Origin of the sequence: Pseudomonas sp. B21-059 (assembly GCF_026016285.1) — a bacterium.
GTDB classification, from domain to species: Bacteria; Pseudomonadota; Gammaproteobacteria; order Pseudomonadales; family Pseudomonadaceae; genus Aquipseudomonas; species Aquipseudomonas danubii.
Window position 1 is genome coordinate 6327909 of the sequence record NZ_CP087201.1, and the last position, 16740, is coordinate 6344648.

Consider the following 16740-nt stretch of genomic DNA (forward strand, 5'->3'; position numbering starts at 1 on the left):
TAAGACCTGTGCACGTCTCAAAGGCCCCTTCGCCGGCAAGCCGGCGCCTACGCGCCCAGCAGGCCACGCATCAGCAGGAACAGCAGCGACGGCCCCAGCAGACAGCCCAGGGCCGTGTAGAACGCCGCCGTCAGGCAACCATAGGGCACCAGCTTCGGATCGGTGGCCGCCAAGCCCCCGGCGACGCCGCTGGAAGTGCCCATCAAGCCGCCGAAGATCACCGCGCTGCGCGGGTTGTTGAGGCCGATCAACGGTGCCACGAAGGGTGTCATCACCATCACCAGAATCGCCTTGATCAACCCCGCGGCAATCGACAGCGCCATGACCTCGGAGCTGGCGCCGATGGCGGCGCCAGTCACCGGCCCGACGATGTAAGTCACCGCCCCGGCGCCAATGGTGGTCAGGCTCACCGCATCGGTGTAACCAAAGGCCATGGCCACCCCCACTCCCGCCACAAAGGACGAGCCAACCCCGACGAACAGCGCCAGCACCCCCACGAATCCGGCGCGCTTGAGCTCCTCGACACTGACACCGAAGGCGGTGGCGACAATCGCGAAGTCCCGCAGCATGGCCCCGCCCAACAAGCCGATGCCCGAGAGCAGCGGGATATCCACCACGCCCTTCTGCCCGCCGGTGAAGGCGCCGCCCACGTAGGACAGCACCAGCCCCAGCAGAATGGCGATGGCCGAGCCATGCAGGCGGCCCTTGGTAAAGGTGTTGGAGATCCAGTAGGAGACCCACATGGTGATCCCGATCACTGCAAAACCGCTGATCAGCCCGTAGCCGCTAATGACCTTCATCATCGATTCGTACATGGCCCTTACCCCACCGTTTTCTGAGGAGCGGCCACATCCGGCGCCTTGTTGCCGATGCGCACCAGCACCGGCACCAGGGCAAAGGCGATCACCACCGCCAGGGTGCCCGCCAGGATCGCCATCGGCCCGCCCTTGAGCGCGCCATACACGTTTTGCTGGGCGGCCATGGCCACCACGATGGGGATGTACACCGCGCCCCAGAACTCCACGCCCTGCTCGGACTTGCCGGCGAACAAGCCGCGCTTGTGCAGGTAGCTGCCCAGGCCGATCAACAGCAGCATGGCAATACCGACGCCGCCGACATTGGCCGGTACGCCGATCAATTTGCCCAGCAGCTCACCGATGAAAATACCCACCAGGGTACAAAAGGCCAGGAAGGCCACACCGTAGATAATCATTGTTGTTGTCCTCAAAGTGCATCGTCGAAGTTGTTGTTCTTGTGCTTCGTCAGCCTGAGTCGGTGCTCTATCGGTCGCGGCTTCCCTCCTCACGCATCAGCGCCTGCAAGGTGTCCAGGCGCGCGCCGTCGAAGGCGATCACCGTCCCCTGGGCAAACACCCGGCGGGCCAACCCGGTGAGTACCGCGCCGGGTGGCAGTTCGATCTGCAGGCGCACCCCGCGCTCGTAGGCGCTTTGCACGGTGCCGCGCCAGTCCACCACCCGGCACATGTTGAACGCCAGGTCATCGCGCACCTGCTCCACCGTGCGCAGCGGTCGGGCCCGGCTGCCGCTCAGATAACCCAGGGCGGGCACCTGCAAGGGCACTTCGGCAAAAGCGGCGGCCAGGATCTGGGCCGGTTGTTCCAGCAACGGGCAATGGGACGGCACGCTGACCGCCAGACGCTTGGCCACGCCGACTCCACAACCCCGGGCCAGCTCGGCCACGGCATGCATCGCCGCATCGCTGCCGGCGATCACCACTTGGCTGTCGGCGTTGATGTTGGCCAGGTACACCGGCGTTTGCGGGCTGTGGACCTGGGCCAGCAACCCCTCCACCAGCGCCAGATCCAGGCCGATCAATGCGGTCATGCCATAGCCCTGCGGATAGGCTTGCTGCATCAACTGGCCACGCAGGCTCACCAGTCGCAACGCATCGGCAAACCCCAGGGCCCCGGCCACCACCGCCGCCGGGTAGGCACCGATGGACAAGCCCGCCACATAGTCCGCCTTGACCGGCGCTTGCAGCAGGGTACGGGCACAGGCCACGCCAGCGATCAACAGGCACAACTGCACGGCCCGTGTGCTGGCCAGGGCCTGGGGCGAATCCAGGGTCAGCACATCCTCGCCCAGCACTTCGCTGGCCTCGTCCAGGCAGGCGCGGATTTCAGGGCTTGGCGGCAAACGCTGGAGCATCCCCGGCTGCTGCGCGCCCTGGCCCGGGAACACCAGCAAGCTGCTCATGCCGCCTGCTCCAGCGCGCACCAGGGGTCGCTGACCAAGCGTGCGCCCTCGGCACTTTTAAGCAGCACCCGAGGCGCCGTTCCCGCCCATTCCCGCAGGGCCAGAGCGCCGGCCGGCACCTGCAGTTGCAGATCCACCAGGCACTCGGCGCACTCCAGCAGGGCCAGCAACTCGCGGGCCTGAGCCCGGGAAAAAGGTTCCGGCGTGCGCAGGATCAGGTCCAGGTCGCTGTGCTGATGCAGCGCGGCAATCCCGCAGGCCAACTCAAAACCGGCGCTGCCGCTGACGCCCCAGACCAGGCCCAGGGCATCCAGCTCGCCGCGTAGCTGCTGCAACGCCCGAAGCGCCGGCAATGAGCGCGAGCCGGACATCCGGCACAGCGCCTCGGGATGTACCCCACGCTGCACCGACTCCAACGCCAGCACAGCCGGGTAGCGCTGCTCGCGGGTGCGACCGCGCAGGCCGACAGCAATCTGCCCCGGCGCCGTCAGCGCCCGCCGCACCACCACCGGCTGCCCGGCCTCCAGCACGGCAAAGGCCCAATCCGGCGCATCGGCGGCCAACTGCGCCGGGGTCATGCCCCACAGCAAGTCGTGGGGCAGCCAGGGGCCGAGGCCGTTCACCATTGTTCCCGCAGCAATTGGCGAACCCGGCTCGACGCCGCCCGGTTCGACGCCCCCAGACGGCAGCTCAGGTCGACGCCTTTGGCCCGCACATCGGCAATCGCCGCCAACAGGCATTCCTCGACGACCGCCAGATCCTCCACTGCCGGCTGTTCAATCTGCCGCACCGATACGCTTTCCCAGAGCAGCCCGAGACTGGCGTAGCTGTCGATGTCATAGGCCATGGGCGGCACGCTGGCGGCCAGGGCTTCCAGTTCCTCGACACTGCGCAGGGTGACCCGCGCCGCCGACGCCTTGCCCATGGCATGCACCATCACCCCGGGATCGCGCAGGGCGATCAAGCGGTTGGCCTGATAACCGTGGGCCAGAAAGGCTCCGGACATGGCCTTGCCCACCAACAAGGCAATCACCGGGTGCCCGGCCAGCCGCGCCCGGGCGTAGCTGTCGGCCGCCGCCGCCAGGGCCTGATGGATGCCCAGGGCTTCTTCGCGACGGCCATAGGCCTGGCTCGGTACATCGACAATGGCGAGCAGCGCCCGCTTGTGAGGCTGGTCGCAGTCGGCATCGATCAACTCATCCACGGCCTTGGCCAGGCCCCAGCCTTCCAGCAGGCCAACCTCGCCCTGACGGGCACGGGGAAAGCGATTTTCCGGGTCGGCCACCACGGCGATAAAACGCACCGCCTGCCCCGCCAATTCACCATCGGCCACCCGCAGCGACGGCGGCAGGCCGGCCACCAGCGCGGCGCCGCCACTCAAGGCGTTGAACCAGTTCAAACCCCGCAAAGAACAAGCACTCATGAGCGGTCTCCTTGATACAGATCGCGAACCGTCGCTGCATCGATTTGCGGCGTGGTGTCTAAACGGGCCAGGCGTTGCAGGTACAGATCGGCCTCGCGGCTGCGTTGCCGCTCGGGCAAGCCCAGGGCCAGCAACTCGCGGACCTGGGCCTGGATCTGCGCCACATCGTCGGCCACATAACGGTCCACCAAACCGCTGGCGAAACGCTGCTCGCCGCCGGTCAGGCTCCAGATGAACGGCCGGTCCCGGGAGTCGTATTCCTCAAGCCCGGCTTCCTGCTCGATCACCTGCGGGCCGTTGAGCCCCAGGCGCGCTTCCTGGGTGACCACGAGATAACTGCACAGCCCGGCGGCAATCGACATGCCGCCAAAACAGCCGACACTGCCGGCCACCACGCCGACCACCGGCTGGTACTGGCGCAGGTCGACAATCGCCGCATGGATGTCGGCAATCGCCGCCAGTCCGAGGTTGGCTTCCTGCAGGCGCACGCCACCGGTTTCCAGCAGCAGCACGGCACAGGTCGGGATGCCGTTGCGGTTGTCCTCGGCAGCCAGTTCCAGGGCTCCGGCGATCTTCGCCCCGCCCACTTCACCCAGGCTGCCGCCCTGGAACGCGCCTTCGATGGCGGCAATCACCACCGGCAAACCGGCGATGCTGCCCTTGGCGATCACCACGCCGTCGTCGGCCTGGGGCACCACGCCCTGACGCGCCAGCCAGGGCGACATGACCCGCTGGAAAGGGTCCAGCAGCTCGCGAAAACTGCCGGCATCCAGCAAGGCCCGGGCCCGCTGCCGGGCGCCCAGCTCGACGAAGCTGTGCTTGTTCAATAAACGTGCGCTGTCAGTCATGGCCGATCTCCTCGAAGCCCTGTTCCAGGCGCAGGCGCACCACCCCCGGGGTGGCGCCGAAATCATGGATGTCGATCAGCAGCGCCGGCGGCAACTGGCCGTCGAACATGCGCTCGAACAGGTGCTGCCAGCGGGCGGCGCTGCCGTTTACCGAAGTCTGCACCTGGATGGTCAATGTGCCGGGCTGACCCGGCTCCAGCAGCACTTCCAGGTCGCCGGAGCCAACACAGCCCACCAGGGCGCGGCCACGGCCGGGCTGGCCGGCGGGGAATTGAAAAGACAAGGTTTCCATTACAGCGCTCCCTGGATAAAGGCGTCGGCGGATTCGATCCGGTCCAACAGCAGGCTGGCCGCCAGCAAATCAGCGGCGCCGCCGGGCGAGGCATTCAAGGTCAACAGTTGCAGGTCCAGCTCATGCAAGCGACGACGACCGGCGAGGCTGGCGCTGCCACCGGCATCGAGCACCGCCTGGGCGCCCTGCTGCATGGCCTGCAAGCCTTGCTCACCGGCGCGGTACAGCACGCAGGTGTCCGCCAGACGGCTCATGATCGCCAGCAAGGCATCAAGCCGGGCGTTCTGTTCGCCATGGCCCTGGGCGCGGCTGCGCTTGAGCTGTGGCAGCCCCCGTTGCAGCACCGCGGGGAAGCCTTGCTGGGCTTCTTCCCGAGCACCGCGCACGCCGTAGCGCAGCGCCACCTGGGCGCCATGACTCAAGGGCCGTGGCGCGTAACGATCCTCCAACAGGGCCAGACGCGCAGCCCGCAGCGCAACGCTGCCGGCACCTGTGGATCGAGGCTCCAGCGCAGCGGCGGCCACCAGCAGGCCCAGGGCCCAGATCGCCCCACGATGGGTATTCACCCCCGCCGTGGTGGCGAGCATGGCCTGTTCGCCTTCGCGGCCGATGCGGCCCAGGGCTTCGCGCAGGGGCAGGCCGACTTCACCGAACGCCAGCGCCGCTTCGGCCATTTCCTTGAAGGCCGGCCACAGGGCCAGGGCCGAAGCGTGCATCAAGCCCAGGTGCAGATCGGTATGGGCGCCATTGCCACGGCGGTCCACCAGGGCCGGCTTGGGCGACAGGTCGGCCTCGTCGATCAACGCGTCCACCGCCAGGTCCGCCAGGCGTTCGGCCAGACTCAGGCTGTTTGATTGCAGGTTGAGTGCGTGCATTACCAGCTCCTGAACTTGGCGGGCGGGTTGTACAAGCCACCGGACCACTGCACCAGATCGGCGACGCTTTTCGCCGCCAGCAGCTCGCGGCTGGCGTCGGTCCGGCGAATGCCCAGGTCTTCGGGCAAGGCGATCAACCCTTCACGACGCATGCGCGCGGTGTCCTTGGGGTTGTGGCGCAAGCCGATGGCGGTCACCCCAGCCACCGCGGCGATCATCGCCTGGCGTTCTTCCAGGGAGCGGGCCTTGTACAGGTAGGCGATGCCTTCCTCGGTGAGCAGGTGAGTGACGTCGTCGCCGTAGATCATGATCGGCGCCAGGGGCATGCCGCTCTTGCGCGCCACTTCCACGGCATCCAGGGTCTCGACAAAGGTCGGTTTGCCGCCTTCCTGGAAGGTTTCCACCATCTGCACCACCAGCTTCTTGCCGCGCTCCAACATGGCCTGGGGTGCATCGCTTTGATCCTGGCGCATATCGAGCCAGGCCGGAGTGCCGTGGCGCCGCCCGCGCGGGTCGTGGCCCATGTTCGGTGCCCCGCCGAAACCGGCCAGACGGCCGCGGGTCACGGTGGAAGAGTGGCCGTCGCCGTCCACCTGCAAGGTGGCGCCGATAAACAGGTCCACCGCGTATTGCCCGGCCAGCTGGCAGAACATCCGGTTGGACCGCAGCGAGCCGTCGCGGCCGGTGAAGAACACGTCCGGGCGTGCAGCGATGTAGTTCTCCATGCCCAGTTCGGTGCCGAAGCAATGCACGCTTTCCACCCAGCCGCTTTCGATGGCCGGGATCAGGGTTGGGTGGGGATTGAGGGTCCAGTTGCGGCAGATCTTGCCCTTGAGCCCCAGGGACTCGCCGTAGGTCGGCAGGATCAGCTCGATGGCCGCGGTGTTGAAACCGATGCCGTGGTTCAGCGACTGGACATTGTGTTTTTCGTAGATGCCGCGGATCGCCATCATCGCCATCAGCACATGCACCGGCTTGATATGCCGTGGGTCGCGGGTGAACAGCGGCTCGATATAGAAAGGCTTGTCGGCCACCACCACGAAGTCGACCCAGGATGCGGGGATGTCGACCCGGGGCAGCTCGCTGACATCGTCCACCAACTGGTTGACCTGGACGATGACAATGCCGTCGCTGAAGGCCGCCGGCTCGATCAGTGCCGGGGTGTCCTCGGTGCTGGGGCCGGTGTAGATGTTGCCGGCACGGTCGGCCATGAACCCGGCGGACAGCACCACATTGGGGATCAGGTCCACCACCAGCCGTGCATAGAGTTCGATGTAGGTATGAATGGCGCCGATTTCCAGCAGCCCGTCTTCCAGCAACTGGCTGATGCGCAGGCTCTGGGTGCCGGCGAAGGAGAAGTCCAGCTTGCGGGCGATGCCGCGCTCGAACAGGTCCAGGTGCTCGGAACGGCCGACACTGGGCATGATCATGTGCAAGTCATGCAACTTGGCCGGGTCGGCCTTGGCCAGGGACCGCGACAGGAAGTCCGCCTGCTTCTGGTTATTGCCCTCCAGCACCACCCGGTCGCCGGGCAGGATCAGGGCTTCCAGGGCGGCGACGATCTTGTCGCTCGGCAACACCACGCCATCGGCGATGGCCCGCACCTGTTCGAGGCGCCGCTGCTTTTCGCTGCGCCGCCGCGACCAGCGCGCGTCGGGGGAAATTATTGTTGTCATGCTCACTCCACGGGTTCGCTGTCGTGGCAGTCACCATAGGAGTGAAACCTGGGGTCATCAATCAAGCCCGGCGTTGGATAGTTACGCTGAGCGTAACGATTGCCAAGCCAATGGCGCCGTTTCTCGCTCTCGGTACACAATGCCCACCGGACCGGCCAGCCAATGGCCTGAGCAGACAATAATGAGAGTCAGCATGGACACACCGATTCGCTCGAACCAGGCGTTGCTGGAACAGATCAAGCACGGCCTGAAGCCCGACTACCTGATGTTCTGGGGGCACCAGCCGACCCGGGACGGGCGCCCTTCCCCGAGTTGCTTCAGCCAGTGGTTTGCCGCCGGTTTCGAGATCGAGGGCATCCACTATCCCAGCGCCGAGCACTTCATGATGGCCGGCAAGGCCCTGCTGTTCGACGACCGGGAAACCCACGGGCGCATCCTCAAGGCCGTGACGCCCGCCGATGTGAAGCAACTGGGCCGTGAGGTTCGTGGTTTCGATGACACGCAATGGCAAGCGGCGCGCTTCGACATCGTGGTCCAGGGCAACCTGGCCAAGTTCAGCCAGCACTCGGCCCTGGGCGAGTACTTGCTGTCCACCCGGGACCAGGTGCTGGTGGAAGCCAGCCCGGTGGACCGGATCTGGGGCATTGGCCTGGCCGCCGAGGACGCCAAGGCCAGCCGGCCGGAGCAATGGCGCGGCCTGAACCTGCTGGGCTATGCGCTGATGGAAGTGCGGGACAGGTTGCGTACTGCCTGAGGCGCTGCTTTCGCTGGCAAGCCCGCGCCTACAGGCGGTTTGGTGCAGGAGCCGGCTGGCCGGCGAAGCGGCCCTAAAGCCCCCCCACCAGCAACTCTTCCAGCGCCAGCAGATCCGGCACCTTGGCCACCAGCTCGGCCACCTGCACCGCGGCTTTTTCCAGGGGCGCCAGGGGCACGTCGACATAGCTCAGTTGGCTGTCGAGCTTGCAGGAACGGGGAATGCCCTGCACCAGCAAGGCGATGAACTTCAGTTCCGGGCGCCCGCCCAGGGCATTGAGCACCACGATGCGAGCCCGCTCGCCGATCACCGTCTTGTTGCCACAGGCCGATTCGAAACTGATCAACGGAATCCGCCGCTCGCGCCAGAGCACCTGGCCCAGGTACCAGGGTGGCGAGTCCAGGTCGAAGGCGCCCTGCTGGTAGTCGATCAACTCGGCCACTGCCACGTTCGGCAAGATCAGGGTGCGGTCGGCCAGGGGCAACAACAGCCCGGTGAGGGTGCTGGAGCGGTGATCAAGCATGGTTCTTGCTCCACAGGGCGATGCTTTCCAGCAACACCGACTCTTGATAAGGCTTGCCGAGGTAGTCGTTGACGCCAATGGCCATGGCCCGATCGCGGTGTTTCTGGCCGGTACGGGAGGTGATCATGATGATCGGCAAGTGCTGCAGACGGGGATCGTTGCGCACCTGGATCGCCACTTCGAAGCCGTCCATGCGCGGCATCTCGATATCCAGCAGCATCAGGTCCGGGGTGTGCTCGGCCAGCACGGCCATGGCATCGACTCCGTCCTTGGCGGTGAGCACGTTCATGCCGTGGCGCTCCAGCAAGCGGCTGGTGACCTTGCGCACAGTGACCGAGTCATCCACCACCAGCACCAGCATCGGCCGTGGCGGCTCCACCTCGCTGGCCGCTTCCTCCCCGGCCGGACGCGGCAGGGGCGCTTGCAACTGCTGTGCGCGGATATGCGCCAGCAGGTCGAGAATCAGCACCACCCGGCCATCGCCGAGAATGGTCGCACCGGACAGGCCCTGCACCGCCGCGAACTGCGGGCCCAGGCTCTTGACCACGATCTCCCGGGTGCCGGCCGTGGTGTCCACCTGCACCGCGATACGCTGCTCGTTGCAGTGCACCAGCAGCACCGGCAACGGCAGTACCTGGCCCAGGAGCTTGGGCCGCGGCACGGTGTGCAGCAGCTCCCCCAGGTAGCACAGGTCATAGCGCTGGCCGGCGTATTCATAGCGCGGCGGGTCGAGTTGGTAATAGGCGTCCAGTTCACCCGGCAGCACCCGGACGATGCCTTCCACGGTGTTCAGCGGGATGGCGTACTGCTCGTCGGCGCACTGCACCATCAATGCCCGGTTGACCGAGACGGTGAATGGCAAGCGAATACGGAAATGCACCCCCTGGCCGGCAATGGAGTCGATGCTCATGCTGCCGCCCAGTTGGCGCACTTCTTCATGGACCACGTCCATGCCCACGCCACGCCCGGAGATCTGGGTGATCTTCTCGGCGGTGGAAAAGCCCGGCTGCATGATGAACTGCAGCACCTCGCGGTCGCTGATGGGCGCCTGCGGGTCCAGCAGGCCGCGCTTGATGGCCTTGTTGCGCACCGCCTCCAGAGGCACTCCGGCACCGTCGTCGCGCATGTCGAAGATGATGTCGCCGCCCTCGCGGGACAGGTCGAGGGTGATCCGCCCCTGTCGCGGCTTGCCGGCGGCCAGCCGCGCCTCGACGGATTCCAGGCCGTGGTCCACGGCGTTGCGCAGCATGTGCTCCAGGGGCGCCACCATGCGTTCGAGCACGTTGCGGTCCATTTCCCCCTCGGCGTTGCCCACCACGAATTCCACGTCCTTGCCCAGCTCTTCGGCCACTTGGCGCACGATGCGCTTGAGCCTTGGCACCATGCGCTCGAAAGGCACCATGCGGGTGCGCATCAGGCCTTCTTGCAACTCGGTGTTGATGCGCCCCTGCTGCTGCAACAGGTTCTCGGCGTCATGGTTGCGTCGGTCGAGGGTTTCCTTGAGGTCCAGCAAGTCCGAGGCCGATTCGAACAGGGCCCGGGACAGCTGCTGCAACTGCGAGTGTCGATCCATTTCCAGGGGGTCGAACTCTTCGTAGCCCAGGCGCTCGGCCTCCACCTGCTGGCGGCTGAGAATCCGTCCCTGGGTCTCGGTGTCCAGGCGGCGCAGCTGGTCACGCATCCGCTCGATGGTGGTTTCCATCTCGCCAAGGGCCACCCGGGCATCGTTGACCTGTTGTTCGATGCGGCCACGAAAGATCGATGTCTCCCCGGCCAGGTTCACCAGGTCGTCCAGCAACTCCGCCGATACCTTGACCATGTCCCCGGCTGCCGCCGCTTCTGGAGCGGGTGCGACAGGCTCGGGCTTGCTCGCCGGTAGCGGGGTTGGCACCCCAGACGTGGACGGCACACGGGGATGGCTCAGGTCGTGGATGGCGTCGATGAGTTTCTGCGCCGCCTCGATGGGCTGGCCAGCCCGGGCTGCGTCGAGCATCTGCGCCAGGCGGTCGTGACTTTTCTGCAACAGGGTGAACAGCGCCGGGCTGGGTTGCAGCAGGCCGGCGGACAGGCCTTCGAAGAGAAACTCCAGCTCGTGGGCCAGATCGCCGATGGGGGCAATCTCCACCATCCGCGCACCGCCCTTGAGGGTGTGCAGGTCCCGCAGCAGGGTTTCCACTTCCTGGCGAGCCTGGGGGTCGGCCTGCCAGCGCCCCAGGGCCGCGGCGGAGCTGTCGATGATGTCGAAGCCCTCTTCAAGGAAGATCTCCAGCAGCTCCGGGTCCTGGGCGGCACTGTCTTCCTGCGCCGCGCTCGGCACCGGTTCCGCAGGGCTTGCGGCCTGCTGCCGGTAGGCCCGCACGGCATCGACCTGGGCCCGGGACTCGTCCAGCGGCCGTTGCCCCTGCAATTGCTCCAGCAGCAGCGCCAGCTGCTCATGGCTGCTGCGCAATAGCAGGCCCAGGTGCTGACTGTGGCTGTAGCGCCGGTCCACCAGCCCCTCGTACAGCGACTCCAGCTCATGGGCCAGTTCCGCCACCGGGGCCACTTCGGCCATGCGCGCACCGCCCTTGAGGGTATGCATGTCCCGCTGCAGGGACGACAGCGGTGCAGCATTTTCAGGATCGGCCAGCCAGCGCTGTAAGGCCTGGTCGGCGCTTTCGAGGATATCCACCGCTTCTTCGAGGAAGATCTCGACGATCTCGTCATCGGCTTGCAGAGGATCTGCAACCTGCTCCAGGCCAGCGGTGGCCGCCCCCAGTTCACTGATACTCAGGACGCGACTGCCATCGCTTCTGATCAAGCCGGTGGCGGACGGGTCGAGGCCCTGGTGCAACAGTTTGCGCAGGGCCTCGACCCGCTCCGGCCGCGGGCTGACTTCCTGGCCCGCCGCCAGCTCGTCGAGCATGTTGATCAGGGCTTCATGGGCGCTTTCGGCTTCATTGAAGAAGCCCTCGCTGACCGCCAGGCTGCTTTCCTCCACGGCGCCATAGAGATCGAGCAGGGCCTCGCACAGCTCATCCACCGGATGCAGGTCGGCCAGGTGAGCGCCTTCGCCAAGGGTGGTCAACTCGTCCAGCAAGGCGCTGAGCTCCTGGCGCTCGCCGGGATGCTGCTGCCAACGCCGCAACAGGCTTTCGGCATCCAGCAGGATGTCCATGCCCTGGGCCAGGAAGTTATTGATCAGTTGCGGATCACGCTTGGCCCGAGGGGCACTGTCCGGAGCGTTGAGCAAGGCTTCCAGCCGCTCCCCCAGCAGCACCAGGACGCGGCCGACCAATGAGCGGGCACCATCGATGGGCGCCAGCGGATCACTGTCCAGCTGCCGCAAGCCACGGCGCAGCAGGCCTTCGGCCTCCAGCAGAAGTTCCACTTCGTCCAGGTCCAGGGGAATCAGGTGCGCTCGGTACTCCCGGGCCAATTGGTCGAAGGGCCCGGCCAGCTCGGCGATGGGCAGCACTCCGGCCATGGAGGCGCTGCCCTTGAGGGTGTGCAGGGCACGTTGCAGTGCGTCGCTGGCCTGCAACGGCACGTGCTCGGCGGCCTGATCGAGAAAACGCTGGATGCTGTCCAGGTGGGTCTGGGCTTCGGCACGGAAGATTTCCAGCAACTGCGGGTCGAGGGCGTGGTCGTCCGGCGCCACGCTGGCGGGCTCCTCGGCGCCCTTGGCCAGGGCATGGGCACGCGCCGCCAGGCGATCGACATCATCGCGCTGACGCTGACCCTGGACGGCGAACTCGGCGATCAGCTCAGGCAACAGCTCCAGCGTGTCCTCCACCAGCTGCAGGACCTCGGGGCCGGGGGCCACGCTGTGTTCCAGCACCCGATTGAGGAGGTTCTCCACCGCCCAGGCCAACTCCCCCAGCACCAGCGCGCGCACCATGCGACCGCTGCCCTTGAGGGTATGAAAGGCCCGGCGCAGCTCACTCAGGGCGGACGTGCCCTGGGGGTCGGCCGCCCAGCGCGGCAGGTACTCGCGAAGCATTTCCAGCACTTCCTCGGTTTCTTCGAGGAACACTTCCCGCAGTTCGTCGTCCACGGGCTCCTCGTCCCGAGGGGGCGGCAGCAGGCTGCCCGGGGTGATCAGGGCCGGCGGGTTGAGGGCCGATACCGGCACCGCCAGCGCATCCGCCAGGGACTGTGCCACCTGGGGATCATCCAGCGCCTGCAGGTCCTGCGCCACTTGGGCCTGGTTGGGACTCAGGGGCTGATCCAGCAACGGCACCTGTTCCACCGGTACATAACCGAGGGCGGCCAGGCCTTGCTCGGCAACGTCGAGGATTTTTTCGCCCGGGGCTTCATGGTCCTCGCTCAAGCGCTCCAGGTAGTACTCCAGGCTGGTGATCACGTCAGCCAGATGGTCCAGTTGCTGCCAGGCCGGCCTGGGTTGCGCCAGCAGCAGATGCTCGGTGATGAACTGGTTGCAAGCCTCCATCAGGCTGGCGGCACGGGGCAGCGGAATCATCGCCAGGGCACCGCGCACCTGGGTCAGCAGCTCTGGCAGCGAAACCAGTAGCTCGCGCTCCCAGTCACCTTCGATGCACTCGATGATCAGGTCCTTGGCCTGCTGCAGGCAGAGCCGTGCCTCCCTGATCACCAGTTGGTGGATCTGGGTCAGGTCGGTGGTGGGCAGGCGGCTTTCTTCGCGACTCTCCGGCTCCACAGTGCCGACCATGCCGGCCAGGGTCGCCTCGACATACAACAGGGCACCGGCCACATCCATCAACACCGCGTCGTCCGGCGCCCGCTGGCCCTGAGCCAGACTCTGCACCACCGCCAACTGGTCGATGATCACCTTGCGCGGCTGGCCGAACCCCAGCACCGCCAGGGTGTCGGCGATCTGCCGCAGCGGCGACAGCAGGCTGTCCAGGTCGCCGGCGTGCTGGCGATCGCTGCGCACGAACAGGTCGAGGCGCTCCTTGACCCGCACCAGGCCGTCGCACACGGCCGCCAGCACCGAACGCATGGCATCGCGATCGGGGCCGGCCATGCGGGCCCGCTCCTCGTCGACCACCGCGCTGTCGGGCAAGGCATCGTCCAGTCCGTAACGTTCTTTCATGGTCAGCATCAATGGAGTGGGGTGGCGCGCCTTGGCGATGTAGAACAACAGGCTCTTGAGCAACTCGGCGGGCGCCGCCTGGTTGATGCCGGGCATGCCTTGCTCCAGGAGCCGCTTGAGTTCCTTGTCGGCGTCCTTGAGCAGGCTGCGCACCGCCGGGCTGTTGGCGATCTCGTTCTGGCGCATGCCTTCCACCAGGGCCGAGGCGATATGCCACAAAGGCGCCAGCGGCGCATCCTGGCACAGGGCCTCCAGGCGCTCGAAGACCTTGGCCATGTGGCCCAGGCAAATGTCGGCGTCCTGCTCACGCAGCAGGTCCACCAGCGCGGTCTGCAGCATGTGTCGCAGCTTGCGCAACTGGGTCGGGAATTCCAGGGGCTCCAGGGCCGCCAGGGCCTTGTCGGAAAGAGGCGGCAGGCTGGGCAATTGCGGGCTGAACAGGCTGGTTTCCGAAAGCAGGCTTTCACCCCGAGCGCTGCGCAGGTCGTTGAGCAGTGGCAACACCACCAACGGCAGGTCGCGCCGGGCGCTCTGCACCCGGTCCAGGTACTGGGGCAACTGGCTGATGGCCTGGCGCAGCAGGCGCAGGGCTTCGTCACGCTGGGCCACCCGCTGTTGCTGCAGGGCCAGGGCGAGTTTCTCCATCTCCTCGGCCAACAGCGCGGCGCCGTAGAACTCCACCATCTGCAGGCTGCCATGGACCTGATGAATCCCCTCCAGGCACTGGTCGAGGGCGTCCAGGGCCTGGGGATCGTCCGCCAGGTGCTCCAGTGCCTGATAGGCCTGCTTCAAGGTCTCGGCAATTTCGCCCTTGACCCATTCCAGGGCCACATAGTCATGCCGGTCAACCATAACCACTCCAGTCAAAACCTTCTGTGCTCGCCAGATCGCAAACGGGTTCCCAGCGTCAGCGGTTGTCATTCGGGGCCGGTCCCCGGGTCGCCGGCAGGGTAAAGCCGGATACAGAGCGGCGCAGTTGGCTGGCCATCTTCGCCAGGTTGCCGATGCTCTCGGCGGTCGCAGTGGAGCCGGACGAGGTTTGCGAGGTGATCTGCTGGATCACGTTCATGGTCAGGGAAATCTGACCGGCCGAGGAGGTCTGTTGCTGGGCCGCATTGGAGATGCTCTGGATCAGCGCCGCCAGGGTCCTGGATACGCCCTCGATTTCTTCCAGGGCCACCCCGGCGTCCTGGGCCAGGCGCGCACCGCGCACCACTTCGGTGGTGGTCTGCTCCATGGAGATCACCGCTTCGTTGGTATCGGTCTGGATCGCCCGCACCAGGGTCTCGATCTGTCGCGTGGCCGCCGAGGAGCGCTCCGCCAGCCGCTGCACTTCATCGGCCACCACGGCAAAACCGCGCCCGGCATCCCCGGCCATGGAGGCCTGGATCGCCGCGTTCAAGGCCAGGATGTTGGTCTGGTCGGCAATGTCGTCGATCAGGCTGACGATATCGCCGATTTCCTGGGAAGACTCACCCAGGCGCTTGATGCGCTTGGCGGTGTCCTGGATCTGTTCACGAATGTTGTCCATGCCGTGGATGGTGTTGTGCACCACTTCGTTGCCCTTGTTGGCGATCTCCACCGAGCGCTCGGCCACCGCCGAGGACTCCGCCGCGGTGGCCGAGACCTGATCGATGGACTGGGCGATGTCGTTGATCGCCGTGGAGGCTTCGCAAATCTGCTGCGCCTGATGCTCCGAGGCTTCCGCCAGTTGCATGGCGGTGGCCTGGGTTTCCTGCACCGCGCCGGCCACCTGACCCGCCGTGAGGTTGATGGTGGCCACCAGGTCGCGCAGTTGGTCGACGGAATAGTTGATGGAATCGGCAATGGTGCCGGTGAAGTCTTCGGTCACCGAAGCGGTCACCGTCAGGTCGCCGTCCGCCAGGTCCTCGATCTCATCCAGCAGACGCATGATCGCGTTCTGGTTGCGCTCGTTCTTCTCGGCGGTTTCCAGCAACTGGCGGTTGGTTTCGCGGACCATCACCAGGCCGATGAGGATGATCGACGCCAGTGCCAGCAGGCCCAGGACGTAACCGCCGATGGTGTCCAGCTTGCGACTGCCGGCCAGGTTCTCGAAGCCGGTGGCCAGCAGCGAGGCTTCGTCCAGCAGGGTCTGGGACAGGCTGAAGATGTTGCTCGCCGATTCGCGGACCTGGAACAGCTCGGGCGAGGTTTCGAGGATCTCGTCCACGGAACCGGAAACGAACTCGAACAGTTCGGAAATCTCCGTCAGGCGGGACCGGGCGTCGAGGTCTTCGACCTGGCTGATCTTCAGCCCCGGGTTGCCTTGCAGCATGCCGTTGAGCACCTGGCCGAATCGTGCGGCATCGCGGCCGAATGCATCGGCGGCCTGCACGGCGTTTTCGTCGCCGGCCAGCACCGTATTCACCGCACCGAGAATCCGTTCGGCCAACAGCGACTGGCGCTGGGCCATGGCCACCTGGGCTGCCGGAGCGCCGCGCTGGAGCAGGATCTCCACCACCTTTTCGTATTCCACCTGCAACTGCGGCACGGTTTCCGCCAGGGTCGCGGCCACCTGGTGCAGGGACAACACTGTCTGTTCGCTGGCCAGGATCGCGTCGGTGTTCTTCAGCAGTTTTTCCCAGTCCAGCTGCACGGCGCGCATTTCCTGGCGCAGGGCCACCGGGGCCCCGGGCAGGCCGGTGGCCGGGTCGCCCTTCTTCAGATAGCCCCAACGCTGGGCAAAGTCATTGCGTGCATCCCCCAGCAGCTTGAACGCCGCGGCCTTGCCCGCCGCCGCTTCGGTGGCGTTCTTGGCGATGCGCTGGGACAGCACCCGCAGCTCGCCAGCATGGCCGATGTACTGCTTGTCGTAGGTGGCCTGGGTATTGAGGTAAGCGAAGTTGGCGAACAGCAGCATGATGAACACGATCAGTGCGATGAACAGCACGATGATCTGCGAGCGACTGCGGGAGCCCTCCAGGGGCTTGCCGGTTTTGGCTTTGGTCATCGATCAGGCCTGTGGCGAGCGGGCGGTCCCGCGTTCGGGTCCCCGGGACGCACGCATCGCCAGGGCAGCATGGATTGATCCAGGAAGGCACGGGCCTGCCATGGCA

At 66.2% G+C, this 16740-nt stretch carries 13 protein-coding genes; 1 reads left to right on the forward strand and 12 read right to left on the reverse strand.

Annotation, left to right across the window (positions count from 1 at the left end):
• Positions 1-47 precede the first annotated feature (47 nt).
• From madM to mdcA, 9 genes are all read right to left on the reverse strand, one after another.
• Entirely contained in the window at positions 48-815 is a 768-nt protein-coding gene (madM, locus tag LOY69_RS28195) for a malonate transporter subunit MadM (RefSeq protein WP_102881151.1), read from the reverse strand.
• A gap of 5 nt (positions 816-820) precedes the next feature.
• Complete coding sequence (gene madL / locus LOY69_RS28200; protein WP_102881152.1) at positions 821-1213, reverse strand: malonate transporter subunit MadL; 393 nt, start codon at positions 1211-1213, stop codon at positions 821-823.
• A 67-nt stretch (positions 1214-1280) separates the two neighbouring features.
• Positions 1281-2216: a malonate decarboxylase subunit epsilon gene (gene mdcH, locus LOY69_RS28205; RefSeq protein WP_170001825.1), complete on the reverse strand. Its 936-nt coding sequence runs from the start codon at positions 2214-2216 to the stop codon at positions 1281-1283.
• Complete coding sequence (locus tag LOY69_RS28210; RefSeq protein ID WP_265073887.1) at positions 2213-2839, reverse strand: malonate decarboxylase holo-ACP synthase; 627 nt, start codon at positions 2837-2839, stop codon at positions 2213-2215. The genes mdcH and LOY69_RS28210 overlap by 4 nt, the downstream gene beginning before the upstream one ends.
• Positions 2836-3639: a biotin-independent malonate decarboxylase subunit gamma gene (gene mdcE, locus LOY69_RS28215; RefSeq protein ID WP_265073888.1), complete on the reverse strand. Its 804-nt coding sequence runs from the start codon at positions 3637-3639 to the stop codon at positions 2836-2838. The genes LOY69_RS28210 and mdcE overlap by 4 nt, the downstream gene beginning before the upstream one ends.
• Complete coding sequence (locus LOY69_RS28220) at positions 3636-4487, reverse strand: biotin-independent malonate decarboxylase subunit beta (RefSeq protein WP_102881155.1); 852 nt, start codon at positions 4485-4487, stop codon at positions 3636-3638. Before LOY69_RS28220 ends, mdcE begins: the two co-directional genes overlap by 4 nt.
• Positions 4480-4779, reverse strand: a complete 300-nt coding sequence (locus LOY69_RS28225) for a malonate decarboxylase subunit delta (RefSeq protein ID WP_102862062.1) — start codon at positions 4777-4779, stop codon at positions 4480-4482. Before LOY69_RS28225 ends, LOY69_RS28220 begins: the two co-directional genes overlap by 8 nt.
• On the reverse strand, positions 4779-5654 hold the full coding sequence (locus tag LOY69_RS28230) for a triphosphoribosyl-dephospho-CoA synthase (protein WP_110594347.1): 876 nt from the start codon (positions 5652-5654) through the stop codon (positions 4779-4781). The genes LOY69_RS28225 and LOY69_RS28230 overlap by 1 nt, the downstream gene beginning before the upstream one ends.
• Positions 5654-7330 carry a malonate decarboxylase subunit alpha gene (gene mdcA / locus LOY69_RS28235; RefSeq protein WP_265073889.1) on the reverse strand — a complete coding sequence of 559 codons (1677 nt, stop codon included), beginning with the start codon at positions 7328-7330 and terminating at the stop codon, positions 5654-5656. The genes LOY69_RS28230 and mdcA overlap by 1 nt, the downstream gene beginning before the upstream one ends.
• Positions 7331-7523: 193 nt before the next feature.
• On the opposite strand from mdcA, the gene LOY69_RS28240 reads away from it, so the two are divergent.
• Entirely contained in the window at positions 7524-8084 is a 561-nt protein-coding gene (locus tag LOY69_RS28240) for an NADAR family protein (protein WP_110594344.1), read from the forward strand.
• A gap of 73 nt (positions 8085-8157) precedes the next feature.
• On the opposite strand, the gene LOY69_RS28245 is transcribed toward LOY69_RS28240, so the two are convergent.
• Genes LOY69_RS28245 through LOY69_RS28255 form a run of 3 tightly spaced genes read right to left on the reverse strand, consistent with a single transcriptional unit; the run spans position 8158 to position 16634 of the window.
• Positions 8158-8607 (reverse strand): chemotaxis protein CheW, encoded by a 450-nt coding sequence (locus LOY69_RS28245; protein ID WP_102862066.1) that lies wholly within the window; start codon positions 8605-8607, stop codon positions 8158-8160.
• Positions 8600-14515: an Hpt domain-containing protein gene (locus LOY69_RS28250; RefSeq protein ID WP_265073890.1), complete on the reverse strand. Its 5916-nt coding sequence runs from the start codon at positions 14513-14515 to the stop codon at positions 8600-8602. The genes LOY69_RS28245 and LOY69_RS28250 overlap by 8 nt, the downstream gene beginning before the upstream one ends.
• 55 nt (positions 14516-14570) lie before the next feature.
• Positions 14571-16634, reverse strand: a complete 2064-nt coding sequence (locus LOY69_RS28255; protein ID WP_102881160.1) for a methyl-accepting chemotaxis protein — start codon at positions 16632-16634, stop codon at positions 14571-14573.
• Positions 16635-16740 lie beyond the last annotated feature (106 nt).